Origin of the sequence: Actinoplanes sp. CA-252034 (assembly GCF_050956125.1) — a bacterium.
Taxonomy (GTDB): Bacteria; Actinomycetota; Actinomycetes; order Mycobacteriales; family Micromonosporaceae; genus Actinoplanes.
This window is the reverse complement of record NZ_CP191846.1, coordinates 10,096,549-10,116,946: the sequence shown is the minus strand read 5'-3', so window position 1 is coordinate 10,116,946 and position 20,398 is coordinate 10,096,549. Positions and strand designations below refer to the sequence as shown.

The 20,398-nt window shown below is 69.5% G+C and carries 19 protein-coding genes and 1 tRNA gene; 16 read left to right on the top strand and 4 right to left on the bottom strand.

Annotation, left to right across the window (positions count from 1 at the left end; all coding sequences use genetic code 11):
- Positions 1-136: 136 nt before the first annotated feature.
- A complete protein-coding gene (locus tag ACQPZW_RS45700; protein ID WP_433792230.1) occupies positions 137-1,576 on the top strand; it encodes a hypothetical protein in 1,440 nt (479 codons plus the stop codon).
- A 54-nt stretch (positions 1,577-1,630) separates the two neighbouring features.
- On the opposite strand, the gene ACQPZW_RS45695 is transcribed toward ACQPZW_RS45700, so the two are convergent.
- Complete coding sequence (locus ACQPZW_RS45695) at positions 1,631-2,665, bottom strand: hypothetical protein (protein WP_433792229.1); 1,035 nt, start codon at positions 2,663-2,665, stop codon at positions 1,631-1,633.
- Positions 2,666-2,735: 70 nt separating this feature from the next.
- Here ACQPZW_RS45695 and ACQPZW_RS45690 point away from each other — a divergent pair, with 70 nt between their 5' ends.
- The gene (locus tag ACQPZW_RS45690; RefSeq protein ID WP_433792228.1) at positions 2,736-3,644 is read left to right on the top strand and encodes a TatD family hydrolase; all 909 of its coding nucleotides are present in this window, start codon (positions 2,736-2,738) and stop codon (positions 3,642-3,644) included.
- Positions 3,645-3,819: 175 nt separating this feature from the next.
- On the opposite strand, the gene ACQPZW_RS45685 is transcribed toward ACQPZW_RS45690, so the two are convergent.
- On the bottom strand, positions 3,820-4,242 hold the full coding sequence (locus ACQPZW_RS45685; protein ID WP_433792227.1) for a hypothetical protein: 423 nt from the start codon (positions 4,240-4,242) through the stop codon (positions 3,820-3,822).
- A 58-nt stretch (positions 4,243-4,300) separates the two neighbouring features.
- On the opposite strand from ACQPZW_RS45685, the gene rsmA reads away from it, so the two are divergent.
- From rsmA to ACQPZW_RS45665, 4 genes are all read left to right on the top strand, one after another.
- Positions 4,301-5,188: a 16S rRNA (adenine(1518)-N(6)/adenine(1519)-N(6))-dimethyltransferase RsmA gene (gene rsmA / locus ACQPZW_RS45680; protein WP_433792226.1), complete on the top strand. Its 888-nt coding sequence runs from the start codon at positions 4,301-4,303 to the stop codon at positions 5,186-5,188.
- A 133-nt stretch (positions 5,189-5,321) separates the two neighbouring features.
- A complete protein-coding gene (locus ACQPZW_RS45675; RefSeq protein ID WP_433792225.1) occupies positions 5,322-6,275 on the top strand; it encodes a 4-(cytidine 5'-diphospho)-2-C-methyl-D-erythritol kinase in 954 nt (317 codons plus the stop codon).
- A gap of 7 nt (positions 6,276-6,282) precedes the next feature.
- Positions 6,283-8,082 carry an ABC-F family ATP-binding cassette domain-containing protein gene (locus tag ACQPZW_RS45670; protein WP_433792224.1) on the top strand — a complete coding sequence of 600 codons (1,800 nt, stop codon included), beginning with the start codon at positions 6,283-6,285 and terminating at the stop codon, positions 8,080-8,082.
- A gap of 78 nt (positions 8,083-8,160) precedes the next feature.
- On the top strand, positions 8,161-8,622 hold the full coding sequence (locus ACQPZW_RS45665) for a DUF4383 domain-containing protein (protein ID WP_433792223.1): 462 nt from the start codon (positions 8,161-8,163) through the stop codon (positions 8,620-8,622).
- Positions 8,623-8,653: 31 nt separating this feature from the next.
- Here ACQPZW_RS45665 and ACQPZW_RS45660 read toward each other — a convergent pair whose 3' ends face one another.
- Entirely contained in the window at positions 8,654-9,256 is a 603-nt protein-coding gene (locus ACQPZW_RS45660) for a TetR family transcriptional regulator (protein WP_433797829.1), read from the bottom strand.
- A gap of 116 nt (positions 9,257-9,372) precedes the next feature.
- On the opposite strand from ACQPZW_RS45660, the gene ACQPZW_RS45655 reads away from it, so the two are divergent.
- The 10 genes from ACQPZW_RS45655 to cysN all read left to right on the top strand — a co-directional run bounded on the left by ACQPZW_RS45655 (position 9,373) and on the right by cysN (position 19,614).
- The gene (locus ACQPZW_RS45655; protein ID WP_433792222.1) at positions 9,373-10,260 is read left to right on the top strand and encodes a helix-turn-helix domain-containing protein; all 888 of its coding nucleotides are present in this window, start codon (positions 9,373-9,375) and stop codon (positions 10,258-10,260) included.
- 36 nt (positions 10,261-10,296) lie between these two features.
- Positions 10,297-10,367, top strand: a tRNA-Gln gene (locus tag ACQPZW_RS45650).
- A 76-nt stretch (positions 10,368-10,443) separates the two neighbouring features.
- The gene (gene glmU, locus ACQPZW_RS45645) at positions 10,444-11,886 is read left to right on the top strand and encodes a bifunctional UDP-N-acetylglucosamine diphosphorylase/glucosamine-1-phosphate N-acetyltransferase GlmU (RefSeq protein WP_433792221.1); all 1,443 of its coding nucleotides are present in this window, start codon (positions 10,444-10,446) and stop codon (positions 11,884-11,886) included.
- A gap of 110 nt (positions 11,887-11,996) precedes the next feature.
- Positions 11,997-12,977, top strand: coding sequence for a ribose-phosphate diphosphokinase (locus tag ACQPZW_RS45640; protein ID WP_043533348.1), 981 nt, complete (start codon positions 11,997-11,999; stop codon positions 12,975-12,977).
- A 376-nt stretch (positions 12,978-13,353) separates the two neighbouring features.
- Positions 13,354-13,959 (top strand): 50S ribosomal protein L25/general stress protein Ctc, encoded by a 606-nt coding sequence (locus ACQPZW_RS45635; protein WP_433792220.1) that lies wholly within the window; start codon positions 13,354-13,356, stop codon positions 13,957-13,959.
- A gap of 84 nt (positions 13,960-14,043) precedes the next feature.
- Positions 14,044-14,631, top strand: a complete 588-nt coding sequence (gene pth, locus ACQPZW_RS45630; protein ID WP_433792219.1) for an aminoacyl-tRNA hydrolase — start codon at positions 14,044-14,046, stop codon at positions 14,629-14,631.
- A gap of 261 nt (positions 14,632-14,892) precedes the next feature.
- Positions 14,893-16,446: a sugar transferase gene (locus ACQPZW_RS45625; RefSeq protein ID WP_433792218.1), complete on the top strand. Its 1,554-nt coding sequence runs from the start codon at positions 14,893-14,895 to the stop codon at positions 16,444-16,446.
- Positions 16,447-16,476: 30 nt separating this feature from the next.
- Positions 16,477-17,349, top strand: coding sequence for a 3'(2'),5'-bisphosphate nucleotidase CysQ (locus ACQPZW_RS45620; protein WP_433792217.1), 873 nt, complete (start codon positions 16,477-16,479; stop codon positions 17,347-17,349).
- A gap of 55 nt (positions 17,350-17,404) precedes the next feature.
- The gene (cysD, locus tag ACQPZW_RS45615; RefSeq protein ID WP_433792216.1) at positions 17,405-18,316 is read left to right on the top strand and encodes a sulfate adenylyltransferase subunit CysD; all 912 of its coding nucleotides are present in this window, start codon (positions 17,405-17,407) and stop codon (positions 18,314-18,316) included.
- Entirely contained in the window at positions 18,316-19,614 is a 1,299-nt protein-coding gene (gene cysN, locus ACQPZW_RS45610) for a sulfate adenylyltransferase subunit CysN (RefSeq protein WP_433792215.1), read from the top strand. The genes cysD and cysN overlap by 1 nt, the downstream gene beginning before the upstream one ends.
- Before the next feature lie 42 nt (positions 19,615-19,656).
- Here the strand turns inward: cysN and ACQPZW_RS45605 are convergent, their stop codons facing one another.
- On the bottom strand, positions 19,657-20,367 hold the full coding sequence (locus ACQPZW_RS45605; RefSeq protein ID WP_433792214.1) for an ATP-binding protein: 711 nt from the start codon (positions 20,365-20,367) through the stop codon (positions 19,657-19,659).
- Positions 20,368-20,398 lie beyond the last annotated feature (31 nt).

Sequence of the window (20,398 nt, the reverse complement as noted above, 5' to 3'; positions counted from 1 at the left end):
CGTCAAATACGTTGATCCCCCGTGGCCCGGGAAGGTACCTTCTCTGTGCCACGGGGGAACGGGGGCGTTTCGTCGGTACGGTTTCGTGCCGACTGCTCAGCTCCTTCGTGTGGCTCTCACCCCTCGAAGGAGTTCTGTGAAGATTCGCCTCGCGCGGCCCGCGGTGGCCGCCGTCGTCGGTGGTGCGCTTCTCGCGGGCAGCGCGCTCGTGGGTTCGCCCGCCTACGCGAGCCCGGGTGCGGCCGACGCGCCGACCGGGCAGAGCGCCCCGCTCGCCACCACTCTGGACGCGATCGACCCGGGCACGACCGACCCGGGCACCACGGACCCGGGCACGACCGACCCGGGCACCACGGATCCCGGTACGACCGACCCGGGCACCACGGACCCGGGCACGACCGACCCGGGCACCACGGATCCCGGTACGACCGACCCCGGCACCACGGACCCGGGCACGACCGACCCCGGCACCACGGACCCGGGCACGACCGACCCCGGCACCACGGACCCGGGCACGACCGACCCCGGCACCACGGACCCGGGCACGACCGACCCCGGTACGACCGACCCGGGGACCACCGACCCGGACACCACGGTCCCGACCGGGTCGTTCCGGCTCAACCACACCTCGGTGTGGACCGGCCAGTCGATCACGTTCGGACAGAACGGCACCGAGTTCAGTGACCCGGTCGACGACCCGAGCACCCTGAAGCGCGTGGTGAGCTGGGGCGACGGCACGAGCACCGTGCTCAGCCCGACCACCTTCGCGGCCGCCAAGTCGTACACCCGGGCCGGCAACTTCAAGGTCACGGTGACCATCACCGACCCGGCCGGCAACGTCTCGGCGATCCCGGCCAAGAACGTCGCGGTGACCGTCCCGGCCGGCAAGGCCTCGCTCAGCCGCAAGTCCGCGTACCAGGGCGGGATTTTCAAGGTCAACATCGGCAAGGTGCCGGCCGGTGCGACGAAGTACCGCATCGATTGGAGCGACGGCTCGGCCTCGCCCCACAAGGCGAGCACCAAGTCGGTCTCGGGAATTGTGCTCTACCAGTACAAGTGGGACGCCGCCAAGAAGAAGTACGTCCAGGTCGGCACCGGCAAGCTCTCCGGCGTCCGCACGATCAAGATCTCGTGGGGGAACGACCAGAAGGGCTATGGCGCCTGGCAGACGGTCGGCAACATCAACATCGTCAAGGACTCCTGGAAGCCCAGCCTGACGATCAAGAAGCCGTCCTCACCGAGCCGGGCCGCTTCCTGGAAGACGATCACGGGAACCGTGTCCGACAAGGGCTCCGGTGTGCGCCACCTCGGCGTCACCGCGTTCCGGGTCACCTCCACCGGCAAGACCTACTGCCTGACCGCTGCCCGTAAGTGGAAGCGCTACTACACCGACGCCGACGTCTACAAGTACTGCTACACCACCGGCGTCAAGGTGAAGATCGTCAAGGGCAAGTGGACGCTGAAGCTCCCGTCCGGTCTCGGCAAGAACCAGTTCTTCGCCGTCGAGGCCTGGACCTACGACCACGCGAACAACTTCCGCACCACGTACCGCACCGCGAAGATCACCCGTAGCTGATCTCTGCCTCCGATGCCCGTCGAGCCGTTCCGGTTCGGCGGGCATCGCCTGTTCCTACATCTCGTAGGGGATCTCGGCGATGTGGTGGTCGGTCAGCTCGTTCATCGGCGCCCACGCCTCGTACACGCCCCGCTCGTAGCACCGCGCCCCGACCGCGTTGATCGTGTCGGCGTCCGGGCGCAGCAGGCGCAGCCGGGCCCACGTCTCGTCGCGCTGCAGCACCCAGCACGGCACACCCCGCCAGCGCGCCTGCTCGGCCCGCCGGGACAGGGTCTGCACCGGGTACCGGGCGGCCCGGGTCAGCGCCCGCACCCGGAACTCGCCGGGCGGGTCGGCGACCGCCTCGTACTCGTTGCTGTCGATCCGTCCGACCAGCCGCGACGAGGCCGTCGCGGTGCACGGCACATACTCCCGGTCCGGGCTGCCGCCGGGGATCTCGGACAGCAGGCTCCGCCAGCGCGGCCCGGCCAGCCGCAGCCATCCGTGCTGCTCCGGCTGGTACGTGTACAGCACCACCTCGTCGCCACCCGGCATGCAGGCGAGCAGTTGCGCGTTCGCCGACAGCGGCAGGTCCGCGAACCCGGCCGTCACGTACTCGGGGATCAGATCGTCGGTGCTCGGGCTGAACCCGGTGCCGAGCACCATCGGCCCGATCCGGGAGTGCCCCGGCAGCCCGGGCAGACCCGGCTGGGCCGTCCCGGACGGCACCTCGTAGTCGAGCGGGTCGACGGCCCGCCAGCGCAGCGCGAACGTGACATGGTCGTCGGTCATGCCGTCGGTGCGCAGCAGTCCCAGATCGCGGGGCTCGCGCAGGTGGGCGATGTCGCACGAGCGATAGCAGAAACCGTAGGGCAGCCAGCCGCCGAGATGGCCGGCGACCTGGGCCGGGGACAGCACCTTCGTCATCCGGGTGCCCCGGCGGACCGCGGCGGTCGCCCGGATCCGGCGCAACTCCGGATCGGCCCGGTAGCCGACGGACTGGCTCATGGCCTGAACCTGCTGCCAGTTCAGGTCACGACGGAGCGGCGCCATCAGGGGTGGGTCGAGCGGGTCGGCGCCCAGATCGCTGTCCTCACCGGTCACGGTCACGGGCCGCAACCTAAGTGACCACGGTGGATATCACATGAACTCCCGGTTACCGGAAATCTCGGCGTGCAGAATGTCTCACATGCCTTCAGCACCCTCCGGTCCGTCTCCTTCAGACCGCCGTCGTACCAAGGAGTCCCGCCGAGCAGGCGAGTTCCCGCCCGCCCCGGAGCCGCTCGCGGTCCCGGTCTTCGACAGCCACACCCATCTGGACCTGACGATCCAGGAGGCCGGTGTCACCGGAGAGGGTGACCCGATCGATGCGCTGATCGGCGCTGCGACCAAGAGCGGCATCGACCGGCTGATGCAGGTCGGTGTGGACGTCGACTCGTCGCGCTGGGGCGCCGACCTGGCCGACCGGAACGAGCAGGTGCTGGCCGCGGTGGCCCTGCACCCCAACGAGGCGCCCCGCCTGTCCGATCTGGACGAGGCGTTGCGGCAGATCGAGGCGCTGGCCGCCCGCCCCCGGGTCCGTGGCGTCGGCGAGACGGGACTGGACACGTTCCGTACCGGCGAGGAGGGCCGTGCCGCCCAGGAGGAGAGCTTCCGCGCCCACATCGCCATCGCCAAGCGCCACGGCAAGGCCCTGATCATCCACGACCGGGACGCGCACGCCGACGTGCTGCGGGTCCTCGACTCCGAGGGCGCGCCGGACCGGGTCGTGCTGCACTGCTTCTCCGGTGACGCCGAGTTCGCCGCCGAGTGCGTCCGCCGTGGCTACTACCTGAGCTTCGCCGGCACCGTCACCTTCGCCAGCGCCGGCCGGCTGCGCGAGGCGGCGGCGATCACCCCGCCGGCACAGATGATGGTCGAGACCGACGCGCCCTATCTGACGCCGACGCCCTACCGGGGCCGCCCCAACGCCTCCTACCTGATCCCGATCACCATGCGGGCTCTCGCCGACGCCTCCGGCACCGACCTCGACACCCTGTGCGCCACCATCTCCGCGAACGGCGACGAGGTCTTCGGCCCCTGGTCATGACCCCGATGTGGTACGGGCCGGCCGGTCCCCGCCGAATCCGTGGCAGTTCCGGACTACACCGCGAGACCGCGGCCACTCCCGGCCGCAACGCGACCGCCGGGCCGGTTGCGTGGTTCACCGACTGGTCGCCGGTGCCCTTCAGGCACCGCTGAGACGGCGCCGCCGACCAGCCGGCTCAATCGGTGACCACCCAGGCGGCCACGCCGAGCAGCCGGCTCAGGTGCTCGAGGTGGGTGGCGAACGTGGCCGGGGCGGCGTTCACCGGGCCACGGGCGACCATGCGCACCGCCCAGCGGTGTCCCGGCGCGACGTTGTAGATGCGATGGACCAGCAGGGAGCCACGCGGGTCGGGCTCCACCGAGGTGACACCGCGATACCACCACTCGCCCTGCAAGGACACCGACCGGGCGGCGCGGTCGACGGTCACCGTCATCCGGCTGCCCTCGACGATCACCACGAACTCGCCGCCGTCGTCGTGCTCGACCGCGCCGGCGACCGCCAGCGGGGAGCGACCGCCCGGACCGACGTCCAGCAGAACGGCGGCGACCGCGTCGGGGGAGGCCTCCACCACTCCACGCAGTTCCAGCAACTCCGTCATGACTCCTTACTACCCGGCGGTGTCCAGTGGCTCCGCCGGGCCACCGTAGGCTCTGGCCATGGCGGAATCACTTCTCGGCCCGGCGGAGATCCGGGAGCTGGCCGCGCGCCTCGGCGTCGCGCCGACCAAGAAGCTCGGCCAGAACTTCCTGCACGACCCCAACACGATCCGGCGGATCGTCGCCGCTGCCGGGCTGCGCCCCGACGACGTGGCCCTGGAGGTCGGCCCCGGGCTCGGCTCGCTGACGCTGGGCCTGGCCGCGGCGGCGCGGCACGTGCACGCCGTGGAGATCGACCCCACGCTGGCGAAGGCACTGCCCGAGACGGTCACCGCCGCCCACCTGACCGTGCACCTGGCGGACGCCCTCAGGATCCGTGGGGACGCCTTCGACCCGGCGCCGACGATGCTGGTGGCGAACCTGCCGTACAACGTGGCCGTGCCGGTGGTGCTGCACCTGCTGGCCGAGCTGCCCTCGCTGCGCGGCGGCCTGGTGATGGTGCAGAAGGAGGTCGCCGACCGGCTCGTCGCCGGCCCCGGCTCGAAGGTGTACGGCGTGCCCTCGGTCAAACTGGCCTGGTATGCGGAGGCGAAGGCGGCCGGGAAGGTGCCGCCCGCCGTGTTCTGGCCGGTGCCCAACGTGGACTCCGGGCTGGTCGCCTTCACCAAACGGGAGCCACCGGCCGGCGCCGACCGGACCGACGTGTTCGCGGTGGTGGACGCGGCGTTCGCGCAGCGGCGCAAGACGCTGCGGGCCGCACTGGCCGGCTGGGCCGGTGGTCCCGGCAACGCGGAGGCGGTGCTGCGTGCGGCCGGGGTGAGCCCGCAGGCCAGGGGCGAGGCACTGACCGTGGGCGAGTTCACCGCGATCGCCGCGGCAGCGAAACCGTCGGTGCCCGGCGGTAAGCTCAGCGCGTCCGGCACAGAGCCCCAGGAGGTGGACTCATGACCGCGGAGCCGGTTGGTGGTCATGCCATGTGGTCGCCCGGTCCGAGGGGGCGCAGGCAGGCCGGTGACGCGGATACGCGGCTGGTGTCGAGCGCGCCCTTCGAGATCAAGCTCCCGACCCGGGACGTCACTCCGTGACGGAGGCGTGGGGGCCGGACGACGACGAGCCACGTCCGCATCGAGGCCCCGTCAAGGTCCGTGTCCCGGCGAAGATCAACCTGCATCTCGGGGTCGGCCCGCTGCGCCCTGACGGCTACCACGAGCTCAACACCGTCTATCACGCGATCAGCCTGTTCGACGAGCTCACCGCCCGCCGCGGCGACACCCTCACCCTGACCATGGAGGGTGAGGGCACCGGTGAGCTGGAGCTCGACGAGAGCAACCTGATCATCAAGTCCGCCCGGGCGCTCGCCGCCCGCGGTCGCGTCCCGGCGTATGCACGGCTGCACCTGCGCAAGAGCATCCCCCTCGCCGGTGGCCTGGCCGGGGGCAGCGCCGACGCGGCTGCCACCCTGATCGCCTGCGACCTGCTGTGGGGCCTCGGCATGTCACGCGACGAGCTGGCCGAGGTCGGCGCACAGCTCGGCTCGGACATCCCGTTCCTGCTGCACGGCGGCACCGCCCTGGGCACCGGCCACGGCGAGGCGGTCAGCCCGATCCTGGCCCGCCCGACGACCTGGCACTGGGTGGTGGCGATCGCCGACGGCGGCCTGTCGACCCCGGCGGTCTACCGCGAGCTGGACCGGCTGCGTGCCGCCGACCAGCCGGCGCCGCCCGTGCCGCTGGCCGGCCCCGACCAGCTGATGGCCGCGATGCGCCAGCGTGACCCCGAGGTGCTCGGCGCCGCTCTCGGCAACGACCTGCAGGCGGCGGCGCTGTCGCTGCGGCCGCAGCTGGCCGACGTGCTGAAAGCGGGCCACGAGGCGGGCGCCATCACGGGCCTCGTGTCCGGTTCCGGCCCGACCTGTGTCTTCCTGGCCGCCGACGCCGCGCACGCGCAGGAGGTGGCGGCCGAGCTGACCGCGGCGAAGGTGTGCCGGGCGGCGGTCACCGCCCGCGGACCGCAGCCGGGCGCGCGGGTAATCTAGAGGCATCGTGGCCAACATCATCAACCTGGACCGGGTCAGCAAGGGTTATGGAGCTGCCGGTCAGCTGCTCACCGACGTGTCTCTCGGGCTGGACGACGACGCCCGCATCGGCATCGTGGGTCTCAACGGCGCAGGTAAATCGACCCTTCTCCGTATGCTCGCCAAGTCCGAGGAGCCGGATTCCGGCCGGGTGACCCATCGCCGTGACCTCCGCGTCGCGTCGCTGCCGCAGTCACTGACCCTCGCCGGTGAGGCGACCGTGCGTGACGTCGTGCTCGGCACCGCCTGGCTGCCGCAGAGCATGGGCGCCGAGCACGAGTGGGCCGGTGACGCCGGGGTCCGCACGATTCTCGACGGTCTCGGCATGGGCTACCTGGGGCTCGACACTGCGGTCGGGCCGATGTCCGGTGGCGAGCGCCGCCGGGTCGCCCTCGCCGCGCTGCTGGTCCGGCAGAGCGACCTGCTGATCCTCGACGAGCCCACCAACCATCTCGACGTGGCCGGTGTCGACTGGCTCGCCAAACACCTGCTGGCCCGCCGGGGTGCACTGCTCGTGGTCACCCACGACCGCTGGTTCCTCGACGCGGTCTGCACCATGACCTGGGAGGTCGTGGACGAGCAGGTGCACACCTACGAGGGTGGCTACGCCGCCTGGATCCTGTCACGGGCCGAGCGCCAGCGGGTCGCCGCGTCCGTCGAGGCCCGCCGGCAGAACCTGTTGCGCAAGGAGATCGCCTGGCTGCGGCGCGGCCCCCCGGCACGGACGTCGAAACCGAAATTCCGGATCGACGCGGCCAACGAGCTGATCGCCGACGTGCCGCCGGTGCGCGACCAGGTCAGCCTGCAACGCCTCGCCACCACGCGGCTCGGCAAGCAGGTCTACGACCTCGAGTCGGTCGAGCTCAAAGCCGGACCGAAGACGATCTTCCCGGGGTTGACCTGGCAGGTCGGCCCGGGTGACCGGATCGCCATCCTGGGCGCCAACGGGGCCGGCAAGACCACGCTGCTGCGCCTGCTCGCCGGAGTCACCGAGGCCGCCGGGGGCCGCCTGGTCACCGGGTCGACGGTCCGGCCCGCGTTCCTCTCCCAGGAGTTGAGGGAGCTACCCGGGCACCTGCGCCTGCTCGAGGCGGTGGAAGAGGTCGCGAAACGGGTCAAGCTCGGTGACCGTGAGCTGTCCGCAGGCCAGCTGGCCGAAGTCTTCGGGTTCACCGACAAGAGGATCTGGACACCCGTCAGCGACCTGTCCGGTGGCGAGCGCCGACGTCTGCAGATGCTGCGCCTGCTCGCCGCCGAGCCCAACGTGCTGCTGCTCGACGAGCCGACCAACGACCTCGACACCGACACCCTGGCCTCGCTGGAGGACCTGCTGGACTCGTGGCCCGGCACCATGGTGGTGGCCAGCCACGACCGCTACCTCGTGGAGCGGGTCACCGACAAGGTGTTCGGCATGTTCGGCGACGGGCGGCTCGTGCATCTGCCGGGCGGGATCGACGAGTATCTTGCTCGCGTCTCCACGCCGGGCGCTCCGGCCGTACCCCCGAAGGGCTCTCCGGAAGCGACGCCGGCCGCAAGTGGTCTCTCCACCGGTGAGCTCCGCCAGGCGAAGAAGGACCTGGCCCGTCTGGAACGCCAGATGGAGAAGCTGTCCGACAAAGAAGCCAAGATCAACGAAAGCCTGGCCGTGCACGGCAGCAACTACGACAAGCTGATCGAGCTCGAAGCCCAGTTGAAGGCCGTTCAGCAGGAGAAAGCCGAAACCGAAGAAGCCTGGCTCGAACTGGCGGAACAGGTGTCCGAAAGCTGATCCGGGGGGTGTGCCTGCGCCGCTTGTCGGGGATACGCGAGAATCTGCTCGAAGACATCTGACCTTGGAGACGGAACCATGGCGCACACCCCGGTCAATCACCCGCTTCGGCCGATCTACCGGATCGTCGGCTTCGTCACCGGCGCCTACCTGGTGGCGTTCGGCATCATCGGGTTCATCTCGACCTCCGGCGAGGAATTCACCGGCCCCGGCGTGCGGGCGCTCGGCCAGGGCAGCAACCTCCTGTGGTCCATCATCTCGCTGGCCCTCGGCGCGCTCGTCCTGCTCGGCACCGCGGTCGGCCGCAACATCGACGTCGCCGTCGATCAGTATCTGGGGTGGGGCCTGCTGGTGCTCGGCAGCTACTCGCTCTGCGTGCTGCGCACCGACGAGGTGAACATCTTCGGATTCACGATGGCCACGGTCGTCGTCACCTACCTGGTCGGCCTGCTCCTGATCACGGTCAGCCTGTACAGCAAGACCGCCCCCAAGTCGCAGGCCGGCGCGCCGCGCCAGGTCCGTGAGGGCCGCACCGCCTGACCGAGGCCTCCCAGTGCGCCGGGTTCCGCAGTCAGCGGACCCGGCGCGTCTGCAATCCGGGCTTCGGCTCCAGGTGAGACAGCCCGTTCCACGCCAGATTGACCAGATGCGCGGCGACCATCTCCTTCTTGGGCTTGCGCGCCTCCCGCCACCACTGGCCCACGAGAGCGACCATCCCCACCAGCGCCTGCGAATACAACTCGGCGAACCTCGGGTCCAGCCCCCGGCTCTTGAACTCGGCGCCCAGGATGTGCTCCACCTGATGAGCGACATCGTTCATCACGCTCGAGAAGTTGCCCGACGCGGACAGCACCGACGAGTTGCGGACAAGCACCTGAAACCCGTCCGGCTCCTCGTCGATGTAGTCGAGAAGGGCCAGTGCCGCCTGCTCGAGCTGCTCCCGCGGATGGCCGGCGGTGAGCGCGGTGGTGATCCGGTCCAGTAGGGCGCGCACCTCCCGGTCGACGACCACCGCGTACAGGCCCTCCTTGCCGCCGAAGTGCTCGTAGACGACCGGTTTGGACACCCTCGCCCGAGCCGCCACCTCCTCGACGGTGGTCGCATCGAAGCCCCGCTCGGCGAACAACTGCCGACCGACCCTGATCAACTGCTCCCGGCGCTGAGCGGCGGGCATCCGCACCCGTCGTTGCTTTTCATCGCTCTCCCGGCGCTCGGTCACCCGGCCATCCTGCCAGGGTTGGCACAATCCACCACTTACACCCCTGCTCGAAATCCCGCTAGCCTCGAACCATGACCACTAGTGATACAGCAACTAGTCGCCACCACGAGATGCGGGCCGAGGCGCGCAGGCTGCGGGTCGATCCCGGACTGTCGCGGTCGCAGCTCATGAAGATCTTCGGCGTCGGTAACGGCACGCTGACGGAATGGCTGCGCGGCATCGAGCCACCGGAGTGGACACGCCTCCCCAACGCCAAGGACGAGGTGCGGCAGAAAGCCGCCGCGTTACGGAGAGAAGGGCGGACGGTGCCGGAGATCGCGGCCACGCTGGGCGTGTCCAAATCGTCGGCATACCTCTGGACTCGGGATTTGCCGCTCGATGGCTCGCCGGAGGCTGCGGCCGAGCGTCGCAGTCGGCATTCCAGGGCTGTCGCCGAGGCCAGATGGGAGCCATACCGTCGAGAGAGGGACAAGAAGCGCGAAGAGACCCTGGCCGGTCGGTCGGCTTGGGTCGGCTCTCTTTCGGATCGGGAGGTAATCCTTCTGGGTGCAGTCGCCTACTGGTGTGAAGGGGCCAAGGAGAAGCCGTGGCGGGCGAACGCGATTCAGATGCAGTTCATCAACAGTGATCCGCGGCTGATCCTGCTCTTCCTCCGATACCAGGCGGTGCTGGGCGTCAACGCGGACCGGCTCAAGTTCCGGCTCAGCATCCATGAGTCCTCGAACGTCGTCGAGGCGGCGGCATGGTGGGCCAAGGTGGTCGGTGTCCCAGTCGAGGCCTTTCAGCGCCCTACTCTCAAAAAGCACAACCCGGTGACCGTTCGGCAGAACGTGGGGGAGTCTTATCGAGGCTGTCTCGTCGTGACTGTTCTCAAGTCGAGAACCCTCTACTGGGAAACGGAAGCGGTGATGGAGGGGGTCGCCCTGGATCTGGAACGAAGTCGGCCCGCTATCATGTGACCGGTGGGCATGACCGAAGGGAAATGTCCGAATAGATCCCGGATCGTCTAATGGCAGGACCGCGGCTTTTGGTGCCGCTTATGGGGGTTCGAATCCTCCTCCGGGAGCTTGCGTCCGCGGCGGGGCCGACGCTGGGCTGCGTTGTATGCGGATATCGCCTATCGCAAAACTTGGAGTTCTCGCGTGAGCCAGGCCCCCAGCCGTACCGTTGTCGTCCTCGCCGCCGGTGAGGGCAAGCGGATGAAGTCCGCCACGCCCAAGATGCTGCAGCCTCTGCTCGGGCGCACTCTGCTCGGTCATGTGCTGGCCACCTCCGCCGCGATCAAGACCGACCGGACCGTGGTGGTCGTCGGGCACAAGGCCGACGAGATCACCGCGTTCCTGGCGGACGTCGCTCCGGAGGCGACCCCGGTGCTGCAGGCCGAGCAGAACGGGACGGGGCACGCCGTGCGCATCGCCCTGGACGCGACGCCCGACCTGGCCGGGACCGTGGTGGTTCTCAGCGGCGACGTTCCGCTGCTGCGCCCGGAGACGCTGGAGTCGCTGCTGGCCACGCACGAGCGGGCCGGGGCGGCGGCGACCGTGCTGAGCGCCGAGGTGGATGTGCCGGGCGGGCTGGGCCGGATCGTCCGGGGTGCCGACGGCAACCTGGAGCGGATCGTCGAGGCGAAGGACGCGTCCGACGAGGAGCGCCGGATCCGTGAGATCAACTCCGGGATCTACGTGTTCGACGCGGTGCTGCTGCGTGAGGCGCTCGGTAAGTTGTCCACCGACAACGCGCAGGGCGAGGAGTACCTGACGGACGTCTTCGGGATCCTGGCCGCTCAGGGGCACCCGGTGGCGATCGAGGTGGCCGAGTTCGCGATCGAGACGCTGGGCTGCAACGATCGGGCCGAGTTGGCGAGGCTCCGGGTGCTGATGCGTGACCGGGTCAACGAGGCCTGGATGCGGTCCGGGGTGCTGTTGCTCGATCCGGCGACGACCTGGATCGACGTGACCGCCACCCTGGAGCCGGATGCGGTCGTCGATCAGAATTCGCAGATCCTGGGTTCGAGCTCGGTGGCGACGGGCGCGGTGATCGGGCCGGACACGACGTTGATCGACACCACGGTGGCGGCCGGCGCGACGGTGTTGCGGACCCATTCGATCGGCGCGTCGGTGGGACCGTCGGCGACTGTCGGACCGTTTTCGTTCCTGCGCCCGGGCACGCGGATGGCCGCGAAGTCGAAGATCGGTGGGTTCGTCGAGGCGAAGAACGCCGAGCTCGGTGAGGGTGCGAAGGTGCCGCACCTGACCTATGTGGGTGACGCGACGATCGGCGCGAGGGCCAACATCGGCGCGGGTACGATTTTCGCCAACTATGACGGTGTGCGGAAGAGCCGCACCACGGTCGGTGAGGCGGCGTTCGTCGGGTCGGACTCGGTGCTGATCGCTCCGGTGGAGATCGGTCCGGGGGCGTATGTGGCGGCCGGTAGTGCCGTCACCAAGGATGTGCCGGCCGGGAATCTGGGTGTGACACGCGCGCAGCAGCGCAACATCGAGGGCTGGACGGTCCGTAAGCGGCCGGGCACCGCGTCGGCGGCGGCTGCCGAGGCTGCTGCGGATACCACCTCTGACCAGGAGTGATCCAGCCGGGGTGAGCCATCCCACGCGCGGGCCTCGAAACGTGGCGGTTACGTTGCCGCAAGGGATACTTCACTGCGAACCCCACCCCCTACCACGGGAGCAGCGAGTCGATGGGCAGCATCGTCGCCGAGAACCGTAAGAGTTTGATGCTTTTCTCCGGCCGGGGTTTCCCCGAGTTGGCGGAGGAGATCGGCCAGGTGCTCGGCGTGGCGCCGACGCCGTCGGATTCGTATGAGTTCGCCAACGGGGAGATCTTCGTCCGGTTCAAGGACTCGGTGCGTGGCTCGGACGCCTTCGTCGTCCAGTCGGTGACCGAGGGGGTGAACCGGTGGGTCATGGAGACCCTGATCATGATCGACGCGCTGAAGCGGGGTTCGGCCAAGCGGATCACCGTGGTGCTGCCGTTCTATCCGTATTCGCGGCAGGACAAGAAGCACCGTGGCCGGGAGCCGATCTCGGCGCGGCTGGTGGCGGATCTGTTGAAGACCGCCGGGGCCAACCGGATTCTCACGGTGGACCTGCACACCGCGCAGATTCAGGGGTTCTTCGACGGCCCGGTGGATCACCTGTTCGCGATGGACATCCTGGCCGATTACGTGCAGAAGAAGTATGCGGGTCGTCCGATGACCGTGGTCGCTCCCGACTCGGGCCGGGTGCGGGTGGCCGAGCGGTGGACGGACCGGTTGGGTGGCTGCCCGTTGGCTTTCATCCACAAGACCCGTGATCCGCTGAAGCCCAATCAGGTGGTGGCGAACCGGGTGGTCGGTGAGGTCGAGGGCAGGGTGTGCCTGATCGTCGACGACATGATCGACACCGGTGGCACGATCGCCAAGGCGGCGGACATCCTGTTCCAGGAGGGTGCGGCCGATGTGATCGTGGCTTCGACTCACGCGTTGCTGTCCGACCCGGCGACCGAGCGCTTGAAGAACAGCAGGATCAGTGAGCTGGTGGTGACCAACACGCTGCCGTTGTCTCCGGAGAAGCGACTCGACAAGATCACTGTGTTGTCGATCGCGCCGCTGTTGGCGCGGGCGATCCGTGAGGTGTTCGACGACGGTTCGGTGACCACTTTGTTCGGTGGTCTCAGCTAACAAGATCTACCCAAAGGCGCCTGCCGATCGGTGGGCGCCTTTCCCATGGGGTGCAACTTGCATCAGGGGAGTGCTTTTTTCGCAGGCGTCGCTAGCCGGGCGGACCCGCTGACCGATGCACGATCGTGGCAGGTAAGCTAGTGCGGTTGCCACGGCGAGGGTGCTTCGTGGGCTGTTGAGGTTCGCAGCCCGCTCGAGGCGCCGTCATCGACGCGGTGCTCCGGGCCTGTGCCCAGCGCGCCCCCTTGCCCGGCAGCGCCGAACACCGTTCACCTTTGACGGCTCGCATTTGTCAAAGGTGACCACGCAGCACTGCCGGATACCGCAGCCGCAGACTTAGACGCAGCCCGCATCGAAGAGTTTCAGGAGTTTCCCCGTGTCCGAGGTAAAGATCAGCGCCGAGCCCCGCACCGAGTTCGGCAAGGGTGGTGCTCGCCGCACGCGCCGGGCCGGCCTCGTGCCTGCCGTGCTGTACGGCCACGGCGAGAAGCCGCAGCACATCGCCCTTCCGGCTCGTGAGTTCGCGGCCGCCATCCGTCATGGCGGCATCAACCAGATCTTCACGATCGACATCGCCGGCAACTCGGCCGCCACGCTGGCGCTGCCGAAGGCGATTCAGCGTGACCCGATCCGTGACACGTTCGAGCACGTGGACCTGCTCATCGTGAAGCGCGGTGAGAAGATCCAGGTCGACATCCAGGTCACCCTGACCGGTGAGGCCGCCAAGAACACCCTGATCGTGCACGAGTCGAACACGGTCGCCGTGATCGCCGACGCGCTGCAGCTCCCGTCGGAGCTCGAGGTGTCGATCGACGGTCTGGAGGCGGGTTCGCACATCACCGCCGGCGACGTGAAGCTGCCGAAGGGCGTGGAGCTGGCCGTCGACGCCGAGACGGTGCTCGCGGTCATCAACGCGGCCCAGTCGAACGAGGAGGCCCCGGCTGAGGGCGAGACCCCGGCGGAGGGCGAGAGCGCGGAGTAGTTCCGTCTCGCAGCAGCGGTAAGCCAGATATCAGGGAAAGTGCCGGGCGGCACTTTCCCTGATGTGCATGTGGAGGCAGGGGAAGTGAGCGACGAGGCGCCGTGGCTGGTGGTCGGCCTGGGTAACCCCGGCCGGGAGTACGCCGGCAACCGGCACAACGTGGGTTTCATGGTGGCCGATCTGCTGGCCTCCCGGATGGGTGCGAGGTTCGGGCGGGCGAAGCGTGCGCAGACGGAGGTCGCCGAGGGGCGGCTGTCCTTCGGTGGGCCGAAGGTGATCCTGCTCAAGCCGCTGACGTACATGAACCTGTCGGGCACCCCGGTGGTGTCGCTGGCGCAGTTCTTCAAAGTCCCGGTGGCGAATGTGATCGCGGTGCATGATGAGCTGGATGTGCCGTTCGGGCAGGTAAGGGCGAAACGGGGCGGAGGCGAGGGCGGTCACAACGGGCTCCGTTCGATGTCGAAGTCACTCGCGAGCAAGGAGTACGCGCGGGTGCGGGTGGGCATCGGCCGGCCCCCGGGGCGGCAGGAACCGGCCGACTATGTGCTCTCCGACTTCTCCGCGGCGGAGCGCAAGGAGCTGGACTTCCTGGTGGACCGGGCGGCCGACGTGGCCGAGGCGATCGTCGTCGAGGGTGTCGAGTGGGCGCAGAACAAGTACCACGGAAGTTGATCACCGCCTGACGACGCCGTGACGCACTCGCGGCCCGACCGTTGGTCACTCGGACGCACGAATTTCGGTGCGTGGCCGACGTGACGGGGAGGGCTCGAGGATGTCGCAGGACGTGTCCGAGGACCGGGCGGACGCGTTGACCGAGCCCACGGCGACTCTTCCGGGGGTGGCCGCGGGGGCACGGCGAAGGCCGTCAATCAGGGGCCGCAGCGTCCCGCCGAACGCCGGAGCGGGCGCAACGCCCGGATCCCGGTCCCCGCGATGGGTGTGGAGAACGCGCGACCACAGGCCGTGCAGGGTGAGCCCGATCCGATCCGTAATCAGGCGTCCGAACGGCACGTGGCTCCGGCCCGTGACCGGTCGATGGCGACCCGGCCGTTCCTGCGGAGCCGGGGCCGGCACGCCGTGCTGTCGCGGCGGCAGGACTGGGAGCGCCGGTATGTGCGGGCGCTGGTCCTGACGGATCTGAGCGCCGGTGTGGTGGCGGGGGCGGGCACGTTCATCGTCCGGTTCGGGGATTCGGTCACCGCCTGGAACCGGATGTATCTCGTCTGCTCGGCGCTGATGCCGGTGGCGCTGCTGCTGGTCCTGGTCGCGGCACGGGCCTACGAGCGGCGGTACCTGTTCGTCGGCTCGGACGAGTACCAGCGGGTGCTGCGGGGCGGGGCGGGGCTCATCGGCGGTGCGGCCGTCGTGTCGTACGCGCTGAATCTCGATCTTGCCCGGTCCTATGTCCTCGTCGCCTTCCCGCTGGCGATCGCCGCGATCGTGGTGTTGCGGTTTCTGCTGCGTAAGCGGCTGCATCTGGCGCGGGCGCGCGGCGAGAGCCTCCGGCGCGTGATCGTGGTCGGTCATGAGCTGTCTGTCATCGGCATCACCCGGCAGTTGCGCCGGGAGCGTTATCACGGGCTGGAGGTGGTCGGCGCCTGCCTGCCGCCGGGGGCCGACGGGATCGGGGTGACCGACCCGCCGGTCTACGGCTCGTTCGAGGACGTGGCGACCGCGGTGGAGCGGGCCGACGCCGACACGGTCGTGGTGCTCAGCTGTCCGGAGCTGGACGGCGCCTCGGTGCGCCGGCTGGCCTGGCGGCTGGAGCGCGACGAGGTGGATCTGGTGGTGGCCAGCGCCCTGGTCGACGTGGCGGGAGCGCGCACCACCATCCGGCCGTTCGACGGCCTGCCGATGCTGCACGTCGAGCATCCGCGGCTGCACGGTGGATCGCGGCTGGTCAAAGAGCTCGTGGACCGGCTCGGGGCGCTGCTGCTGCTGATCCTTCTCGGTCCGGTGCTCTTGGTCGTGGCGCTCTGTGTGGGCCTCACGTCACGCGGCCCGGTACTCTTTCGCCAAGTGCGCGTGGGACGTGATGGCCGATTGTTCCGGATCTTCAAGTTCCGCAGCATGTATGTCGACGCCGAAGCCCGGCTTACCGAGTTGAGGCACCTCAACGAGCACGACGGTGTGCTCTTCAAAATCCGCGACGACCCGCGTGTCACCCCGGTCGGGCGTTGGCTGCGCAGGTTCTCGCTGGACGAGCTGCCGCAGTTGCTCAACGTCCTGTCCGGGCGGATGTCGCTGGTCGGCCCGCGGCCGCCGCTACCGACCGAGGTGGCCGCCTACGCCGACGACGTGCGGCGCCGGCTGGCCGTCAAGCCGGGGATGACCGGTCTCTGGCAGGTGTCGGGGCGGTCGGACCTCTCCTGGGAGGAGGCGGTCCGGCTCGACCTGCGCTACGTGGAGAACTGGTCGCTGAGCCTGGATCTGGTGATCCTGCTCAGGACGGTGACCGCCGTGGCGCGGTCGTCGGGAGCTTACTGACAGGCGCGTACTGGAGTGAGGGAGCGAGAGATGGGCGAGCAGACGAAGGTGTCGGCACGCATAGCGGTTCCGCGCGAGGCCGGTGAGGGCGGCACGCCACCGGTCAACGACTCCGCCTTCGCTCGCTGGCTGGCCGACCGGGCCGGCCGGATCCTCCTCCAGGTCCGGGCGGAGACCGGCCACGAGGACGGCAAGGCCCTCAAGGCGGCCGGCGACCAGGCCGCCCACGACCTGCTGCGCGCCGAGCTGGCCCGCTGGCGTCCGGCCGACGCGGTGCTCTCCGAGGAGGACGAGCACTCCCGGGTCGCGTGGACCGAGGGCAACCGCCCGGACCGGCTCGGCGCCAACCGGGTCTGGATCGTCGACCCGCTGGACGGCACCCGCGAGTTCTCCGAGGAGGGCCGCGACGACTGGGCCGTGCACGTGGCGCTGTGGACGGCCGACTCGTCGGCGCCGGCCCGGCTGACCGCGGGTGCGGTGGCCATGCCGGCCCGGCACTGCACGCTCGCCACCGATCACGCGCCGGCCTATCCGCCGATGCCGCTGGAGTCGGCGACCGGTGGCGCCATCCGGATCGCGGCGAGCCGGACCCGCCCGCCGGCGTTCGTCACCGCGCTGGCCGAGGGCCTGGGCGCCGAGCTGGTGCCGATGGGCTCGGCCGGGGTGAAGATCGCCGCGGTGATCAACGGCGAGGCGGACGCGTACGTGCACGCCGGTGGCCAGTACGAGTGGGACTCGGCCGCACCGGTCGCTGTGGCGTTGGCCACTGGTCTGCACGCGTCCCGTGTCGACGGGAGCCCGCTGGTCTATAACCAGGCCGATCCGAAGTTGCCTGACCTCGTCGTCTGTCGCAAAGATCTCGCTCCTCGGTTGCTTGCTGCGTTGCAGAGGCATCTTCCGTAACAATGACGTCTGCCCTGCCCGGCCGACACCGGAGAAAGGTCTGGGGACAGAACCCATGAGCCAGACGAAGCCCTATCGCGTATCACATCTGGATGCCCTCGAAGCGGAGAGCATCTTCGTCATGCGTGAGGTGATGGCCGAGTTCGAGCGCCCCGCGCTGCTCTTCTCCGGCGGCAAGGACTCGATCGTGATGCTGCGCCTCGCGGAGAAGGCGTTCGCGCCGGCGCGCATCCCGTTCCCGGTCATGCACATCGACACCGGCCACAACTTCCCGGAGGTCCTGGAGTACAGGGACCGCCGGGTCGCCACCCTCGGCCTGAACCTGGTGGTCGCCAGCGTGCAGGAGGCGATCGACGCCGGCCAGGTGCGTGAGCTGCCGGACGGCACCCGCAACCGGATCCAGACGCCGGTGCTCCTCGCCGCCCAGGAGAGGTACCGGTTCGACGCCCTCTTCGGCGGCGCCCGCCGGGACGAGGAGAAGGCGCGCGCCAAGGAGCGGATGTTCAGCTTCCGCGACGAGTTCGGCCAGTGGGATCCGAAGAACCAGCGGCCCGAGCTGTGGTCGCTCTACAACGGGCGGCGCCACCCGGGCGAGTCGATCCGGGTGTTCCCGCTGTCCAACTGGACCGAGCTGGACGTCTGGCACTACATCGCCAAGGAGGACATCCCGCTGCCGAGCATCTACTACGCCCACGATCGCGAGGTCGTCGAGCGCAACGGGATGTTCTACGCCGTCAACGAGTTCATCAGGCTGCGCGACGGCGAGACGTCCGAGGTCCGCCGCGTGCGGTACCGGACGGTCGGCGACGCGTCGCAGACCGCGGCCGTGCTCTCCGAGGCGGACACCGTGCAGAAGGTGATCGACGAGGTGGCGGCCACCCGGATCACCGAGCGGGGCGCGACCCGCGGCGACGACAGGGTCAGCGAAGCCGCGATGGAAGACCGCAAGCGAGAGGGTTACTTCTGATGAGCCAGGCAGTTCTCGAGCCTGACGCCGCTTCCTCCCGGGGCATGGACCTGCTGCGGTTCGCCACCGCGGGCAGTGTCGACGACGGCAAGTCCACCCTCATCGGCCGGCTGCTGTTCGACACGAAGACGATCTTCGAGGACCAGCTCGAGGCCGTGGAGAGCGCCAGCGCGTCCCGCGGCGACGAGTACACGAACCTCGCGCTGCTCACCGACGGTCTGCGGGCGGAGCGTGAGCAGGGCATCACGATCGACGTGGCGTACCGCTACTTCGCCACGCCGCGGCGCAAGTTCATCATCGCCGACACCCCGGGCCACATCCAGTACACCCGGAACATGGTGACCGGCGCGTCCACCGCCGACCTGGCGCTGATCCTGGTCGACGCGCGTAAGGGCCTGGTCGAGCAGTCCCGCCGGCATGCGTTCCTGACGAGTCTGCTGCGCGTGCCGCACCTGGTTCTCTGCGTCAACAAGATGGACCTGGTCGACTGGGACCAGAAGGTGTTCGAGCGGATCGCCGACGAGTTCACCTCGTTCGCCGCGAAACTCGACGCCCCGGACCTGACGATCATCCCGATCTCGGCGCTCAACGGCGACAACATCGCCAGCCGGTCGGAGAACTCCCCGTGGTATGAGGGTCCGTCGCTGCTGCACCATCTGGAGCACGTGCACATCGCCAGTGACCGCAACCTGGTCGACGTGCGGTTCCCGGTGCAATATGTGATCCGCCCGCAGTCGACGACGGTCACCGACTACCGGGGTTACGCCGGGCAGGTGGCCTCCGGCATCCTCAAGCCGGGCGACGACGTGATGGTCCTGCCGTCCGGGCTGACCAGCACGATCGCGGCGATCGAGACCGCGGACGGCCCGATCGACGAGGCGTTCCCGCCGATGTCGGTGACGGTGCGACTGTCCGACGAGATCGACATCTCGCGCGGTGACATGATCTGCCGCCCGCAGAACAGGCCGGCCGTCGCGCAGGACATCGAGGCGATGGTCTGCTGGATGGACGAGACGGCCCCGCTGCGGGTCGGCGGCAAGTACGCGATCAAGCACACCACCCGGACCGCCCGGACCGTGGTGCGCGGCCTTCAGTACCGGCTCGACGTGAACACGCTGCACCGCGACGAGACGGCCGGCGAGCTGAGCCTCAACGAGATCGGCCGGGTCAAGCTGCGCACGACCGTGCCGCTGCTCGCCGACGAGTACCGCCGCAACCGCACCACCGGCGGTTTCATCCTGATCGACGAGAGCACCAACCGGACGGTCGGCGCCGGGATCATCATCGAGGCGCGCTGAGCGGAGGCGACGGCACCGACCGGACGGTCGGTGCCGGGATGGTCATCGAGGCGCGCTGACGAGGGTCGCCCACACGATCTTGCCGGTCTCGGTCGGGACGGCGCCCCACCGGGCGGCGGTCCCGGCGACCGTCCGCAGCCCACGGCCCCGCTCGTCGAGTGGCAGGTCGGGACGCGGGCGGGAGACCGGCAGGATCCGGGGCAGGCGGGGGTCTCCGTCGGCGACGGACAGTTGCACTCCGGCGCCGCGGCGGCACACCGTCACCCGGATGTCGGTGCCGGCGTGCTCGATCGCGTTGGTGACCAGCTCCGACATGACCAGCCGGCTGCGGTGCAGCAGATGCACCAGGCCCCAGCTCAGGCAGGCGTCGGTGATCAGGTTGCGGGCCAGGCTCGGCGCCTCCGGGTCGGACCGCAGGGTCAGGCTCAGCCGGTGGTCACCCGGTATCCGGCCGGACAGCGCCACCCGGGCCTGGCGGACCTTGGCATAGACGGGCAGGAAACGGCCGGCGCCGAGACCCTGCATGCGGTCGGCGAGCGGCAGGTCCGGCGGCACGCAGAGGGCCAGGTGCACCGGCGGGTCCAGACTCGACGCGAAGGCCCGGGCGGTCATCCAGGTGGACACGCTCTCGCCGTGCGGGTCGCACAGCCCGGAGAGATCGACGATCAGTCCGTCCGGATGCTCGGTGAAGCACCGTCGCAGCGACACGGACACGTTGAGGCTGAGCCGGGCGTCCCAGGGACCGCGGACCATGAGCACGGAGACTGCGGCGTCCTCGGCGGCT

What these genes read in the sequence shown, in the direction of transcription:
- ACQPZW_RS45690 (WP_433792228.1), top strand. Translation starts at nt 2,736, where the DNA reads ATGTCTCACATGCCTTCAGCACCCTCCGGTCCGTCTCCTTCAGACCGC.
- ACQPZW_RS45685 (WP_433792227.1), bottom strand. Translation starts at nt 4,242, where the DNA reads ATGACGGAGTTGCTGGAACTGCGTGGAGTGGTGGAGGCCTCCCCCGAC.
- rsmA (WP_433792226.1), top strand. Translation starts at nt 4,301, where the DNA reads ATGGCGGAATCACTTCTCGGCCCGGCGGAGATCCGGGAGCTGGCCGCG.
- ACQPZW_RS45665 (WP_433792223.1), top strand. Translation starts at nt 8,161, where the DNA reads ATGGCGCACACCCCGGTCAATCACCCGCTTCGGCCGATCTACCGGATC.
- ACQPZW_RS45660 (WP_433797829.1), bottom strand. Translation starts at nt 9,256, where the DNA reads ATGCCCGCCGCTCAGCGCCGGGAGCAGTTGATCAGGGTCGGTCGGCAG.
- ACQPZW_RS45655 (WP_433792222.1), top strand. Translation starts at nt 9,373, where the DNA reads ATGACCACTAGTGATACAGCAACTAGTCGCCACCACGAGATGCGGGCC.
- ACQPZW_RS45640 (WP_043533348.1), top strand. Translation starts at nt 11,997, where the DNA reads ATGGGCAGCATCGTCGCCGAGAACCGTAAGAGTTTGATGCTTTTCTCC.
- ACQPZW_RS45625 (WP_433792218.1), top strand. Translation starts at nt 14,893, where the DNA reads ATGGGTGTGGAGAACGCGCGACCACAGGCCGTGCAGGGTGAGCCCGAT.
- ACQPZW_RS45620 (WP_433792217.1), top strand. Translation starts at nt 16,477, where the DNA reads ATGGGCGAGCAGACGAAGGTGTCGGCACGCATAGCGGTTCCGCGCGAG.
- cysD (WP_433792216.1), top strand. Translation starts at nt 17,405, where the DNA reads ATGAGCCAGACGAAGCCCTATCGCGTATCACATCTGGATGCCCTCGAA.
- cysN (WP_433792215.1), top strand. Translation starts at nt 18,316, where the DNA reads ATGAGCCAGGCAGTTCTCGAGCCTGACGCCGCTTCCTCCCGGGGCATG.
- ACQPZW_RS45605 (WP_433792214.1), bottom strand. Translation starts at nt 20,367, where the DNA reads ATGGTCCGCGGTCCCTGGGACGCCCGGCTCAGCCTCAACGTGTCCGTG.